The sequence below is a fragment of the Nonomuraea angiospora genome (assembly GCF_014873145.1).
GTDB lineage: Bacteria > Actinomycetota > Actinomycetes > Streptosporangiales > Streptosporangiaceae > Nonomuraea > Nonomuraea angiospora.
This window is the reverse complement of the sequence record NZ_JADBEK010000001.1, coordinates 3,054,068-3,068,075: the sequence shown is the minus strand read 5'-3', so window position 1 is coordinate 3,068,075 and position 14,008 is coordinate 3,054,068. Positions and strand designations below refer to the sequence as shown.

Sequence of the window (14,008 nt, the reverse complement as noted above, 5' to 3'; positions counted from 1 at the left end):
CGCGGGGCCGACTCCTTCTGAAAGTCGGAGGCCCGACCACCCTTCGGAACACCCCCGCATGCGCGGGGCCGACGCCCAGGTGGGCGCCGAAGCGGCACGCAACTCGGGAACACCCCCGCATGCGCGGGGCCGACGTGGCGGCACAGCTCGGCGTGCACCTCCTCCGCGGAACACCCCCGCATGCGCGGGGCCGACCGCCGTGGCGTTGCCCGGACTGTGACAAGCAACGGAACACCCCCGCATGCGCGGGGCCGACGGCCCTCAGATGACGTGGCGGGCATAGCCCCACGGAACACCCCCGCATGCGCGGGGCCGACGCGATGTTGAGGTACGCGGCGAGCAGCACCATCGGAACACCCCCGCATGCGCGGGGCCGACGCGATGTTGAGGTACGCGGCGAGCAGCACCATCGGAACACCCCCGCATGCGCGGGGCCGACGGGGTGCGGTCCGGGGGGAAGGTGTTCGTCACCGGAAACCCCCGCATGCGCGGGGCCGACGCCGCCGCGGCCAGGACGGCCGGGCCCGTCGCGGGAACACCCCCGCATGCGCGGGGCCGACGCGGCCACGATCCGGTCGCTGATGGTGGTCGGCGGAACACCCCCGCATGCGCGGGGCCGACGATGACGACGGCCTTGAGATAGGGCTCATGCGCGGAACACCCCCGCATGCGCGGGGCCGACACGGCGACGCCGGCCGTGCTGGGGATGGTGGGGGGAACACCCCCGCATGCGCGGGGCCGACATCTCCATCATCACCTGGCTGGGAGATTTGATCGGAACACCCCCGCATGCGCGGGGCCGACGTGACGGCCGGGCCCGGGATGACGATCAAGGGGGGAACACCCCCGCATGCGCGGGGCCGACGCCTTACGAGCACGAGCCGTGCGCTCGGACCGGGGAACACCCCCGCATGCGCGGGGCCGACTGGCACGGAGACGACCTGGTGGCCGTGTGGAAGGGAACACCCCCGCATGCGCGGGGCCGACGCCGTTCCGGAAGAACACGCTGCCGACCTCGCAGGAACACCCCCGCATGCGCGGGGCCGACGCCGGGCACTCACCTCCTCGTCGCTGCCAGGTCGGAACACCCCCGCATGCGCGGGGCCGACCCGGCGAACCAGTCCCGCGCGAACTTCTGGGCGGGAACACCCCCGCATGCGCGGGGCCGACCCGTCCACGCCGGCAGCGACGTTCCCCGCGCAGGGAACACCCCCGCATGCGCGGGGCCGACCAGGCGTGCGGATGGCGGGTTTCGCATGCCACCGGAACACCCCCGCATGCGCGGGGCCGACCTCCGCGACCAGCGCAGGCAGGGAGTGCCCGGCGGAACACCCCCGCATGCGCGGGGCCGACCCAACGATCAGTGCGGAGGCGGGGGCCGCGCCCGGAACACCCCCGCATGCGCGGGGCCGACGCCGTTCTCTGGCATCGGGTGATCCTTCCGGGCGGAACACCCCCGCATGCGCGGGGCCGACGGGGTCGGCTACTCCTACAACCGGGCTGTCCAGGGAACACCCCCGCATGCGCGGGGCCGACGAACGCGACCAGCGGCGACATGCGCAGGGCCAGGGAACACCCCCGCATGCGCGGGGCCGACCCGCCGCCGGCCCCGGCCGGGCCGCTGACGGGGGGAACACCCCCGCATGCGCGGGGCCGACCGGTTTGAAGGGTCGGCTCAGCGGAGGCCGCGCGGAACACCCCCGCATGCGCGGGGCCGACCGGTCGACCGCGATCTTGCCGTCGTCCGTGCGCGGAACACCCCCGCATGCGCGGGGCCGACCAGATCGAGATGGACGGGCACTCGCCGGCCCTGGGAACACCCCCGCATGCGCGGGGCCGACCAGATCGAGATGGACGGGCACTCGCCGGCCCTGGGAACACCCCCGCATGCGCGGGGCCGACCCCGACCAGGAGTGCCCCCGCGCGGCGGCGATGGGAACACCCCCGCATGCGCGGGGCCGACGAGCCGATCGGTGACGCTCCCGCGAGCGTCCGCGGAACACCCCCGCATGCGCGGGGCCGACGCCGAGCTGGTCGCAGTAATAGTTGATCGCGGCGGAACACCCCCGCATGCGCGGGGCCGACCGGAAAGAAGATCTGATGCCGATCTCCGGGAGCGGAACACCCCCGCATGCGCGGGGCCGACGTACTTCCGGGCTCCGGTCCGCTCGTCCGGGAGGGAACACCCCCGCATGCGCGGGGCCGACGTGATCTTGACCTGTACGTCAGTAAGCAGCCGCGGAACACCCCCGCATGCGCGGGGCCGACTCGTCACCGAGCTTGGCGGCCCAGAACAAGGGGAACACCCCCGCATGCGCGGGGCCGACACTTGTTCACCTGCGGGTTTACCAGTGGAGTGCGCTGGTTTCCTTCGGTTGCGAATCGGTGGGCTGCTGCATTCCCTGCCTACGGCTTCTCTTCAGGTTGATCTTCCTGCTAACGCACGCAGAAGTTGAACGATACCGGAGATGCGCTGTGTGGCTCTGTTTTGTCGGTGGCGGTGGTTAGGGTGCGGGCTTGATGGGAGGAGGTGCGATGAAGTGGCATGACGCGCTTGATTACGACCCGGTCGTGACCCGGCAACTTGGTGCGCTATGGGGTAAATCGCGCCAAAAAGCAGGAGGCAGGACAAATCTCCTCCTTTCGCATCTACTGGACACTGCGGCGGTGGCGGAGCAAATATGGGATAACTATCTGGCTCCCTCCACAAAACGGGTACTGAACACGCTTTCGCAGGGTCGGGGCAGGCTGTTTTTCGCGTGGTTGTGTGGGATTCATGACTGCGGCAAGGCGACTCCGGCATTCCAGAGGGTTGACCCCGAGGGAGCGGAAGCGGTCCGACGGGCTGGGTTGAGCTGGCTCGAGCCGGTGGTGCAGAAGGCCCGATGGCGGCATGACAAGGCTGGCGGAACGCTCCTGCTGCGTCTGCTGAAGGAGGCCGGCTGGCAGGCCGAGCAGATCGCCTGGTTGTGGCCACTGGTCGCCGGTCATCACGGAACGGTGCCGTCCTAGGGGGCGCTGCTGGGGCTGCGGACGGGCCGGGGCGAACCTCAAGGAAAAGGTCCCGCTTGGGCGCGCGTACAGGCGGCGGTGGTGGAGGTGTTCACGCGGCTGGTCGGGTTCGCAGATCTGGCCGACGTTCAGCCTCAACGGGTGCCCAGCCGGGCGGTGCAACTGCAGCTCAGCGGCCTGGTGGTGATGGCGGACTGGGTCGCCAGCGATGAGCGGCACTTCCCTGGCGTCGATGACCTGGGCGATGTGACCATGCAGGGCGCTCGGGACCGCGCGGTGAAGGCGTGGGGGAGACTCGGCCTGAGGGGCGGCTGGGGACGGCTGGATGCCCCGACGCCGGACGCCTTCGCGTGCCGGTTTGATCAAAAGCCCCGCCCATCACAGGAACTCGTGCTGGACGTGGCCCGCCGGATGCCGGGGTCGGGATTGCTGATCGTCGAGGCGCCGATGGGCGAGGGTAAGACCAAGGCGGCGCTGGGCGCGGCCGAGGTGCTGGCCGCTAGGTTCGGTGCTGACGGGGTGCTTGTAGGCATGCCGACGCAGGCGACGAGCGACCCGATGTTCAGCCAGGTCCGCACCTGGTTGAACAAGATCGATCCTGAGCTGGCAGGTCAGGTGGCGCTCCTGCACGGCAAGCGGATGTTCAACAAGGAGTGGCAGAGTCTGCTGGACGGGTCGGACGCCGCCCCCGACAGCTTCTATGGCGGTATCGAAGAAGACGACCTGTACGGGCTGGCCGACTCGCCGTTCGGCGACGCGGGGACGGCGGAGCGGCAGGCACCGGCGGAATGGTTCCTGGGGCGTAAGCGCGGGTTGCTCAGCCCGTTCGTGGTCGGCACGATTGATCAGCTGCTGTTCGCGGCGACGCGGACCAAGCACGTGATGCTGCGCGCCGCCGGGCTGATGGGCAAGGTCGTGGTCCTGGACGAGGTGCACGCCGCTGACGTGTACATGTCCCAGTTTCTGCTGGAGGGATTGCGCTGGCTGGGGCAGGCGCAGGTGCCGGTCGTCCTGCTGTCGGCCACCTTGCCTCCCGCGCAGCGCCGCGCATTCGTTGCGGCGTATCTGGCCGGTGCAGCTTCGGCGGAGACGTTCGACGTCACGGATTTGCCGCCGCCGCAGAGCTATCCCAGCGTCACCGCAGCGTGCCTGGTCGACGGCCGGGCGGTCTACGACGTCGATGACGCGCCGCAGTGGCGGCCGGACCTGGACGTGACGGTGACCGTCCTGCCGGAGATCCACGGCGCGGACACAGCAGAGGAAGAGAGCCGGCAGGCTGAGGACGACCTCGCCGAGCTGCTGCAGGACCGGCTGGCTCAGGGCGGGTGCGCGCTGGTGATTCGGAACACCGTGCCCCGGGCGCAGCGTGCGTACCAGGTGCTGCGCGAGCGGTTCGGCGACGGTGAGGTGCGACTGCTGCACGGTCGCATGACCGCACATGATCGCGCGGAGGGCACCGAGGAATGCTTGCAATTGCTGGGCCCGCCGGGCAAGGACGGAATACGACGGCCGGAGCGGCTGATCCTGGTCGCGACGCAGCTGGCCGAACAGTCCTTCGACGTGGACGCGGACGTGCTGGTCACCGATCTGACCACGATCGACCTGCTGCTGCAACGGCTCGGCCGGATGCACCGCCACGACGGGGTAGCCCGGCCGGCACGAGTACATCGGCCAGAGGTGATCATCACCGGGTTCGCGCCGCACGAAGAGAAGGCGCCATGGATATTGCCGGCGAGCGAGGCCATCTACGGCCGTTACCTGCTGTTGCGCACTGCCGCCATGGCTTGTGCCGCGGACGGCGGCAGCTGGTCGGTGCCGAGTGAGGTGCCACGTCTGGTCGAGCGTGTGTACGGCGATGCAACCGACGTGGTCCCGCCCGCGTGGAGCGCGGACGAGCAGCAGGCCCGCCAGAAGTGGACGGCCCAGCAGGAGGAACGGGCCCGGAGCGCCGAGCACTTCCTGCTCACCCGCGCCGGTGGGCACACGAACGAGACGCTGGATGGCCTGCACTATGGCGCTGCCCCCGGCAGCCTGGCCGAGCAAAGGCTGGAGGCCGTGGTCCGGGACGGGGAGCGCAGCGTGGAGGTGATCCTCGTACGTGAGGACCAGCGGGGCTACCACACGCTGGCAGGCCGCTGGCTGGGAGTCAATGGCGAGGCGCTGTCAGACGATGTGGTGGAGGAAGTACTCGGCGCGACCGTACGACTGCCATCCAAGCTGACTGAGCCGGCCGAGCGCGAACTGGCGCCGCTGGACGGCTGGCGAAGCCACCCTTGGCTGAAACACAGCCGGGCGCTGAAATTGACGGCCGATACCCCCACCACCCTGGGTGAGTATCAGGTGCGGTACGACGAGAAGCTCGGGCTGTTGGTCGACGGCGGTCCACGGCGCCCACCTCGGAGACGCACATGAGCCCCGCACGGCCAGACGGCTTCAGGCACTGCCCTGATGGAGAAGACCGCCCGGCTCGCGCGGGGTTGCATCCCCGCATAGCGGGGCCGACGTATGCCCGAAACACGACCACGGGCCATCCCCGCGGCATCGGTGACGCAGGGCCGACCCACACCACTTTACGGATTCTCGAGACGCGCTGACGTTCGGCATGGCACGCTCCAAACCGCAACCTCTAAACAGGACTAGTTAGAGGAGCTCTCAATGTTCAGCTACGACCTGGTCGACTCCCCGTGGCTGCTTCCCCGGCCACGGGGCGAGACCGCCGCAAAACCCTGCTCCTTGCGGGAGACGTTGCTCCACGCGGACCAATTCGACGCGCTGGAAGTCGAGGTCTCCACGCACACCCCGGCGCTGTTGCGCCAGGTCCTTCTGCCCGTCGTCATGCACGCGCTGGGACGACCCGTGGACCGCGAACAGTGGGCTCGCCGGTTCGCCAACGGGCGTTTCACCGAGACCGAGCAAGAAACGCTCAGCGCCTATCTGGACGAGGTTCGGCCTCGCTTCGACCTGTTCGGCTCGGAGGCGCCGTTCGCTCAGGCGGCCGGACTGCACACGGCGAAGGACGAGACGAAAGGCTCCGCACTCCTGGTGGCCAGCCAAGCGTCAGGGAACAATGTGCCGCTGTTCTCAACCCGCACCGAGGGCGAGCCGCTGCCGTTGACTCCGGCTGAGGCGGTCCACTGGCTGTTGCATACGCATTGCTGGGACACCGCAGGCATCAAGTCGGGCGCGGCTGATGACACTCTAGCAAAAGCGGGCAAAACCACTGGAAACGTCACAGGTCCCTTGGGGTCGCTAGGCGTGATCGTTCCGATGGGGCGCACGTTGTTCGAGACGTTGATGCTCAACATCCCGATCGGACGCCAACCCGCCGATGACCTCCCACAGTGGCGACGCCCTCCCTCATCAGGGCAGTGGGCACCCAGACACGCTACCGGTCTGCTGGACCTGTGGACCTGGCAGGCGCGGCGGATCCGCCTGATCCCAGAACAGACCGAGCACGGCTTGCGGGTCTGCCGGGTCGTGCTGTGCGCGGGGGACCGGTTGCAGGCCATCCCGGAATGGGAGCCGCACACGGCCTGGACCTTCGCCAAAGAGACCAAGAGTCCCACAGGCACAGTGCGCCGGCCGCGGCGGCACGTACCGGGCAAGGCCGCCTGGCGTGGCATGGAGGCGCTGCTGGCCGCGGAGCGGCAGAACGGTGACGGCGGCGTGGAGACCTCGGTGCTGCTGAGCCAGCTCGCCGACCTTCAGGCCGACGATGCTCTTCCCTTCGACTACCCGCTGCAGGTGCAGACGATCGGCATCGTCTACGGCACCCAGTCCGCGGTCGTGGAGGACGTGCTGTTCGACTCGATCCCGCTGCCGATCGCCGGGCTACGCACTGAAACCGACACCTACACCACCTTGGTCGAGGTGACCGAGCAGGCCGAGGACCTGGCACGGGCGGTGAACAACCTGTCGGGCGATCTGCGGCGAGCGCGTGGAGCTGATCCGATCCCCTGGAACAGGGGACAACGCCCCGGCGAGTTCGTGCTGCACGCCCTCGACCCGCTGGTGCGGCGCTTCCTGGTCGGGGTACGGGCAAGCGCGGATGATCCCGACTTGCTGGAGCGGGGCCGTACCGCCTGGGAGAAGCTCGCCTACCGGCACACCCAGGACGTGGCGGACAAGCTGCTGGCCACGGCCACCGGCAGCGAGTTCGCCGGGCGCGTGGTGAAGAAGGACAAGACGGAGTACGTCTACCGGTTGGCCTCCGCCGAGCAGAACTTCCGCCAGCGGCTACGCGCCGCACTGCCCCGCTGGGCTCAGTCCGTACGCGATGACCCGGACGCCGGCTCGGCGGAACTCTCCGCCGGACGGGCACCCCAGCCAGCCTGAGAACGAGGACACCCATGACCTCCAGCAACGATCGCATCGTCCGGTATTGGACCCGCTATGTGGCCGCCGACGGCACCTGGCGTCCCAAACAGGGGCCGCCGCCGGGGGAGGACCTGGCCGCCTTCCGCGCCGGACTGGGCCGCCCCGCGGGTACGGTGCCGGCCCTGTGGCCGTACTACAGCTCGCCCATCGACGACCGGCTCGCCCGCCAGGGCAAGGTCTCGCCCGAGCTGACGGCTGAGCATGCCGCGCTCGCCCTGTACGGGCTGCATCAGCAGTCCCGCTCCGATCCCATGCACCGCCCTGGAGCCCGGCTCGGCCAGGCGCTGCGGCGTCTGCACAAGCAGTCGGAGCACGACAAGGGGTTCTCCCGGGAGGCGGTGGACCGGCGGGTCAACGCCGCCGCCTCGGCCACCCAGGTCTCCGCCTTCCTCACCCACCTGCGCGGCCTGATTTCCCAGTTGCGGACCGTAGGCGCGCCGCTGGACTACGACCGGCTGCTGCGCGACATCCACGACTGGCAACGCCCCGACACCCGGCAACTGGCCCGACGCCGGCTCGGACTCGACTACTACGGCTGGCAGCCCACCCCGCAGGCGCATGCCGAGTCCACGCTCAGCCCCGAATAACGTTCCCTGATCTCATCCGGAGTTCCCATGGCCAAGCGCCTGTACGTCGACGTACACATCATCCAGACCGTCCCGCCCGCGAACCTGAACCGCGACGATCAGGGAAACCCGAAGGAGGCCTACTTCGGCGGGCACCGCCGAGCCCGGGTCTCGTCACAGGCGTGGAAGCGCGCCACCCGCACCCGCTTCGCCGAGCACACGCATGAACAGGACCACGCCACCCGAACCAAGCGCATCGCGGCCGAACTCGCCGAGCGGTTGGCCGGTCGCACCGGCCTCGAGACCGAGCAGGCCACCCGCCTGGCCACGGCGCTCCTGCAGCCGCTCGGCATCAAACCCGGCAAGAAGGCCGGCGACACCGCCTACCTGCTGTTCTTCGGCTACCGCCAGCTGGAGGACATCATCGATCTGGTCGCCGACCAGGCCACCGACCTGATCGCCCTGGAGGACGAGGAACTGGCCAAAGCCGTCAAAGACCTCCCGGTCGCCGCGAAACTCCAGCAGGGCCACCCGATGGACGTGGCGATGTTCGGGCGCATGGTCGCCGACATCCCCGCCCTCAACGTCGACGCCGCCGTCCAGGTCGCCCACGCGCTGTCCACCCACGCCGTGGACCTGGAGTTCGACTACTACACCGCCGTCGATGACGAGAACCCCAAGGAAGAGACCGGCGCCGGCATGATCGGCCAGATCGGCTTCAACTCCGCCACCCTGTACCGGTACGCCACCGTCAACGTCCCACAGCTGATCGACAACCTCGGCGACGGCGACGCCGCCTTGACCGCCGTCGACGCCTTCATCGAGCACTTCGCCCGCTCCATCCCCTCCGGGCACCAGAACTCCTTCGCCCACCGCACCCTGCCCAGCCTGCTCGCCGTCGTCGTACGCGAAGACCAGCCGGTCAACCTCGTCTCCGCCTTCGAAAAGCCGCTCCAGCCTGAGGAGGAAGGTGAGGGCTTGGCCGCCGACTCCGCAATCCGTCTGGCCGTGGAACACGACCGCGCCACTCGGCAATGGGGAGACACCCCCGCGTACGTCGCCGTCTGCCACACCTTCGACCCCGACCGGCACACCGGCGAACGCCTGACCACGATCCTCGGCCCCAACACCCCCTTCCCCACCCTGATCGCCGACCTGCACGCCAGGCTGGCCGAGAAGATCGAGCAGACCCGATGACCACGCCCCAGGCCACGCTGGTCCTGCGCCTGGCTGGCCCATTGCAGTCCTGGGGCGACCGGAGCGTCTTCAACCGCCGCGAGACCCGTCCCGAACCCACCAAATCCGGCATCCTTGGCCTGCTCGCCGCCGCCTCCGGCCGAGCCCGCGAAGAACCCCTGGACGACCTGCTCGGCCTCCATCTCGGCGTCCGCGTTGACCAGCCCGGCAGCCTGCTGCGTGACTACCACACCGTCAGCGACTACCGGGGACGCCCGCTGCCGCAGGCCGGCGTATCCGCCAAAGGCGTGCAGAAGCCGACCTCACCCGCCAAGCACACGCACGTCACCCAGCGTTTCTACCTCCAGGACGCGGTCTTCCTCGCCGCTCTGCACGGTCCCACCGCCCTGGTGGAAACGCTGGCCGAGGCCGTCCAACGTCCCGCCTTCCCCCTCGCGCTGGGCCGCCGCTCCTGCGTCCCCACCCAGCCCCTCTTCCTCGCCGTCCGCCAAACACCTCTACTCGAGGCACTGGAAAACGAGCCCTGGCAGGCCACCGACACCGCCAAACAGCTCTACGCCCGCGACCGCGGCCGCCCCGCCACAGTTCGCCTCCCGGCCACCGTGGACGACCCCAACGGCGAGGACTCGGCCACCGACGTCCCGCGCTCCTTCGCCCCTCACGAGCGCAGCTTCACCAGCCGCCGCATCCACCACCTTTGGATCACCCTGCCGACCGGATTCTCCAACGCCCGCAGCACTCAGGACAGCCCGTCAAGCCACGACCCCTTCGCCCTCCTGGGCTGGTGACCACCGACATGACCTACCTATCCCGCATCAGAATCAACCCCCTGCGCGAGAAGAGCCGGGTGCTGCTGGCCAGCCCGCACGCCATGCACGGCGCCGTCATGTACGGCATCCCGGACGCACCCACCGACCAGCGCATCCTGTGGCGTCTGGACGCGGACGACCCCCGCAGGCCCATGTTGTTCGTCCTCACCGCCACCCGCCCGGACTGGAGCCACCTCGTCGAACAGGCCGGCTGGCCCGACGCCGACGGCGAACACGCCGCCATCCGCGACTACGCCCCATTGCTCAGTCAGATCGCCGTCGGCCGCGAGTTCGCTTTCCGCCTCACCGCCAACCCCGTCCAGAACACCTCCACCCCCACCAAACCCACCGCCACGCAACTCGAACGCGCCGCCGAGACCAAACGCCGGTCCTTCCGCATCGGCCACCGCACGGCCGACCAGCAACTCGCCTGGTTCCTGTCCCGCACCCAGCAGTGGGGATTCGAGATCCCACTCGCGCACACCGACCCGCCCGCCCTCGGCCTGCACGCCGCCGACGACGAGCAGCAGCCGTCAACGCCCCGCGAGGTACGCATCACCGCCCGAGCGCGCCGCTCCTTCCGCAAGAAGAACAACGGCGCCAAACCGGTCGTCCTGCACACCGCCACCTTCGAAGGCCGACTACGCATCACGGATGCGGTCGCGTTCACCGAGCGGCTCCTGGGCGGCATCGGCCCGGCCAAGTCCTACGGCTGCGGCCTGCTCACCCTCGCTCCCTTGCCTGGCCTACGGCAGGAGAGGCGATGGCCGACATCTGGCAGAAGGCACACCCTCACGACCTGCACCGCATCGCCGACCGCGTCTCCAGCGTCTACATCGAACGCAGCCACATCGACCGCGACGAGAACGCCGTCGTCGTCATCAACAAACGCGACACCGTCCGCATCCCCGCCGCGATGATCGCTGTCATGCTGATCGGACCCGGCACCCGCATCACCCACGGCGCCGTTCAACTCCTCGGCGACTCCGGCACCGCCGTGTGCTGGGTCGGCGAACAAGGCGTCCGCCTCTACGCCTCAGGCCTCGGCCCTAGCCGCGGCGCAGGACTGCTCTACCGCCAGGCCTGGCTCGTCACCCGCCCCAAGGAACGCCTCGCCGTCGCCCGCGCCATGTACGGCATGCGATTTCCCGGCGAAGACGTCTCCTCCATGACCATGCAACAACTGCGCGGACGCGAAGGGGCCCGCGTCCGCAAGCAGTACCAGCACCACTCCCAACGCACCGGCGTGGCCTGGACTGGCCGCGACTACCGCCCCGGCGACCCGTTCGCCACCGGCGACGACCTCAACCGCCTGCTGTCAGCGGCCAACACCGCCCTGTACGGCATCTCCCACGCCGTCATCGTCGGCCTCGGCGCCAGCCCCGGCCTCGGCTTCGTCCACACCGGCTCCGCCACCTCCTTCGTCATGGACATCGCAGACCTCTACAAAGCCGACTACACCATCCCCCTCGCCTTTGACCTGGCTGCCCAAGGCCTGACCGAAGAACGCGACGCCCGCCTCCGCCTGCGCGACCGCATCGCCGAAGACAAACTCCTCGGCCGCATCGTCCGGGACATCAAAGCCTTGTTGGCCCTTGATGGGACCGAAGTCCCCGAGATCGATGTCAACGAACTTTGGGACGACAAGGTCGGCACCGTCGCAGGAGGCGTCAACTGGGCCGGAACCGAAGAGTTCCCCGACGATCCCCTCTACGCCGAGTTCAACCAAGCCACCATGGGCGAGGACCACATCGCCGTCATCGGCCCTGACTTCGACAAACCTTTCCACACCGATGAGGCGAGCAACTCATGACCGTCATCGTCCTGGTGGCCGCTCCCGAAGGACTGCGCGGCCACCTCACCCGCTGGATGGTCGAAGTCAGCGCTGGCATGTTCGTCGGAAATCCCAGCAAACGCATCCGCGACCGCATCTGGACCCTCCTTGCCAACCGCATCGGCGATGGCCAGGCCATCCTCGTCGAACCCGCCTCAAACGAACAAGGCTGGGCTCTCCGTACGGCAGGGAAAGACCGCTGGTACCCCGTCGACTTCGACGGGCTGATTCTCTCCGCCCGCAACCGCCGATAAAACGACAGCTCAACAATGTCGGCCCTCGACCTCTTCATCGCGTAATCACCTTCGATGGAGAGGTCGGCCTCACGATGCAGGTCGGTTGGCCCGCGCGGATCACCCGAACGCGCCCATGCTAACCCCACGGATCATGCTGTCGGCCTCCACACGCAGGGATCACGACGACGCCGTGGGGGGAATGCTCACCGACTCACCCACGCGTCGCCCAAAGAGGGATTTGCAACACGAGCGCGGATCCGAGCATGGTGGTAAGCACCCCCGCGTGCGCGGGCTGACGCCAGGGCTCCCTCTATCCCTGGCCTGGAGGGAAACACCGCCGGCGTGCGGGGCCGCCGTCCAACCGGACGGAGGTGGCAGCGTGATCCGCGGAACACCCCGCGCGGGGCCGACGCCTGACTTATCTGATAGGGAAGGGGCCCCAGGGGAACACCCCTGCGTGCGCGGGGCCGACAGCGCCCCGATACTCGCCCCGGCGGTGCCCCCTGCACACCCCCGCGTGTGCGGGGCCGACCCCCGCCGGGACGGCAATCCCATACGGCGGGGCGGAACACCCCCACGTGCGCGGGGCCGACGGCGTAGAAGCCGCGTTCGACGCCGAGTCCGCCGGAACACCCCCGCGTGCGCGGGGCCGATCGTGGAGATGCTACCCAGCGAGTCGAACGGCTAGGAACACTCCCGCGTGCGCGGGGCCGACCACGGCGACATCGTGCACATCGCCTACGAAGGGGGAACACCTCCGCGTGCGCGGGGCCGACGACCGGATGCCTGAGACCAAGGTCTTGGCGAGCGGAACACCCCCGCGTGCGCAGGGCCGACCGTGCGACCGGGACGGCCTTGACCACCTGCGGTGGAACACCCCGCGTGCGCGGGGCCGACACGGCGTCCCGGCCCGGCCTGCCCTCAGGCGGCGGAACACCCCCGCCTGCGCGGGGCCGACGGCACCGGGCCATCGAAGTCGGAGCGGCCCAGGGGAACACTCCCGCGTGCGCGGGGCCGACTACGCCTCCAACGTCGGCTGTTCGATCACCGAGGGAACACCCCCGCGTGCGCGGGGCCGACCACTCGCCCCGCTCGATCAACGCCAGGCGTCGCGGAACACCCCCGCGTGCGCGGGGCCGACATCAGGCCACGGAGCGACGGCGGGACCTGCGTGGGAACCCCGCGTGCGCGAGGCCGACGACCCACGCCATCAGTTGGAACAGGTCCTCCAGGGAACACCCCCGCGTGCGCGGGGCCGACTGTACCCGGAACCGCGACCAGGCCGTGGCGCGCGGAACACCCCCGCGTGCGCGGGGCCGACGGGGCGCGCTCCCCGTCCACCTCCACCACCCACGGAACACCCCCGCGTGCGCGGGGCCGACAGCGCGGTGCCGAGGTCGGCCAGCAGGTCCTGCGGAACACCCCCGCGTGCGCGGGGCCGACGTGACCAGGGTTTTCCGCGACTGGACGCAACGCGGAACACCCCCGCGTGCTCGGGGCCGACCAGGCGGGTTAACGTTCGGGTTGGTGTCAGTCAGGAACACCCCCGCGTGCGCGGGGCCCGACGCCGACAACGGCGGGAGCATCAAGGCCGCCATCGGAACACCCCCGCGTGCGCGGGGCCGACCTCGTGCGCGCGGACCGCGCGGGGGTCGCTGCGGGAACACCCCCGCGTGCGCGGGGCCGACCGGATAATCCACCCGGATACGCCCGGAGAAATAGGGAACACCCCCGCGTGCGCGGGGCCGACCAAGGCGGGGCGCGGCGAGTCGTGCGGGAGGTCGGAACACCCCCGCGTGCGCGGGGCCGACGCGCGATCACGGAGCTCGGGGCCGACCCTGAGGGGAACACCCCCGCGTGCGCGGGGCCGACCACCGATAACCACAGGGCCCGAGGCGGGGCAATGGAACACCCCCGCGTGCGCGGGGCCGACCGTTCCGGCCGCCGAACGGCAGGGCGTGCCGGAGGAACACCCCC

The 14,008-nt window shown here is 69.8% G+C and carries 8 protein-coding genes, 1 pseudogene and 2 CRISPR repeat arrays (2 of these 11 cut by a window edge); all 9 genes and pseudogenes read left to right on the top strand.

The features are described from left to right. Nucleotides 1–2,327: direct repeats of the CRISPR family, unit length 28 nt; unit sequence GGAACACCCCCGCATGCGCGGGGCCGAC; it reaches 444 nt to the left of the window's first position. 193 nt (nucleotides 2,328–2,520) lie between these two features. Continuing rightward, a pseudogene (locus H4W80_RS60685) lies at nucleotides 2,521–3,222 on the top strand (CRISPR-associated endonuclease Cas3''); the annotation flags it as partial. Then, on the top strand, nucleotides 3,199–5,424 hold the full coding sequence (gene cas3, locus H4W80_RS60680) for a CRISPR-associated helicase Cas3' (RefSeq protein WP_318787616.1): 2,226 nt from the start codon (nucleotides 3,199–3,201) through the stop codon (nucleotides 5,422–5,424). The pseudogene H4W80_RS60685 and the gene cas3, both read left to right, overlap by 24 nt. 243 nt (nucleotides 5,425–5,667) lie before the next feature. After that, the gene (gene casA / locus H4W80_RS13980; RefSeq protein ID WP_192785485.1) at nucleotides 5,668–7,347 is read left to right on the top strand and encodes a type I-E CRISPR-associated protein Cse1/CasA; all 1,680 of its coding nucleotides are present in this window, start codon (nucleotides 5,668–5,670) and stop codon (nucleotides 7,345–7,347) included. Between the two features lie 14 nt (nucleotides 7,348–7,361). Continuing rightward, on the top strand, nucleotides 7,362–7,976 hold the full coding sequence (casB, locus tag H4W80_RS13975; RefSeq protein WP_192785484.1) for a type I-E CRISPR-associated protein Cse2/CasB: 615 nt from the start codon (nucleotides 7,362–7,364) through the stop codon (nucleotides 7,974–7,976). A 27-nt stretch (nucleotides 7,977–8,003) separates the two neighbouring features. Next, entirely contained in the window at nucleotides 8,004–9,152 is a 1,149-nt protein-coding gene (gene cas7e, locus H4W80_RS13970; protein WP_192785483.1) for a type I-E CRISPR-associated protein Cas7/Cse4/CasC, read from the top strand. Next, nucleotides 9,149–9,940 (top strand): type I-E CRISPR-associated protein Cas5/CasD, encoded by a 792-nt coding sequence (gene cas5e, locus H4W80_RS13965; protein WP_192785482.1) that lies wholly within the window; start codon nucleotides 9,149–9,151, stop codon nucleotides 9,938–9,940. The genes cas7e and cas5e overlap by 4 nt, the downstream gene beginning before the upstream one ends. After that, nucleotides 9,937–10,881 carry a type I-E CRISPR-associated protein Cas6/Cse3/CasE gene (gene cas6e, locus H4W80_RS13960; RefSeq protein ID WP_318786856.1) on the top strand — a complete coding sequence of 315 codons (945 nt, stop codon included), beginning with the start codon at nucleotides 9,937–9,939 and terminating at the stop codon, nucleotides 10,879–10,881. The genes cas5e and cas6e overlap by 4 nt, the downstream gene beginning before the upstream one ends. Beyond that, complete coding sequence (gene cas1e, locus H4W80_RS13955; RefSeq protein ID WP_318787615.1) at nucleotides 10,770–11,774, top strand: type I-E CRISPR-associated endonuclease Cas1e; 1,005 nt, start codon at nucleotides 10,770–10,772, stop codon at nucleotides 11,772–11,774. Before cas6e ends, cas1e begins: the two co-directional genes overlap by 112 nt. After that, nucleotides 11,771–12,049 carry a type I-E CRISPR-associated endoribonuclease Cas2e gene (gene cas2e / locus H4W80_RS13950; RefSeq protein WP_185069385.1) on the top strand — a complete coding sequence of 93 codons (279 nt, stop codon included), beginning with the start codon at nucleotides 11,771–11,773 and terminating at the stop codon, nucleotides 12,047–12,049. Before cas1e ends, cas2e begins: the two co-directional genes overlap by 4 nt. A 1,213-nt stretch (nucleotides 12,050–13,262) precedes the next feature. Then, nucleotides 13,263–14,008: direct repeats of the CRISPR family, unit length 28 nt; unit sequence GGAACACCCCCGCGTGCGCGGGGCCGAC (it continues 688 nt past the right edge of the window).

Coding starts and splice junctions, on each gene's coding strand:
- cas3 (WP_318787616.1), top strand. CDS start 3,199: ATGGCGGACTGGGTCGCCAGCGATGAGCGGCACTTCCCTGGCGTCGAT.
- casA (WP_192785485.1), top strand. CDS start 5,668: ATGTTCAGCTACGACCTGGTCGACTCCCCGTGGCTGCTTCCCCGGCCA.
- casB (WP_192785484.1), top strand. CDS start 7,362: ATGACCTCCAGCAACGATCGCATCGTCCGGTATTGGACCCGCTATGTG.
- cas7e (WP_192785483.1), top strand. CDS start 8,004: ATGGCCAAGCGCCTGTACGTCGACGTACACATCATCCAGACCGTCCCG.
- cas5e (WP_192785482.1), top strand. CDS start 9,149: ATGACCACGCCCCAGGCCACGCTGGTCCTGCGCCTGGCTGGCCCATTG.
- cas2e (WP_185069385.1), top strand. CDS start 11,771: ATGACCGTCATCGTCCTGGTGGCCGCTCCCGAAGGACTGCGCGGCCAC.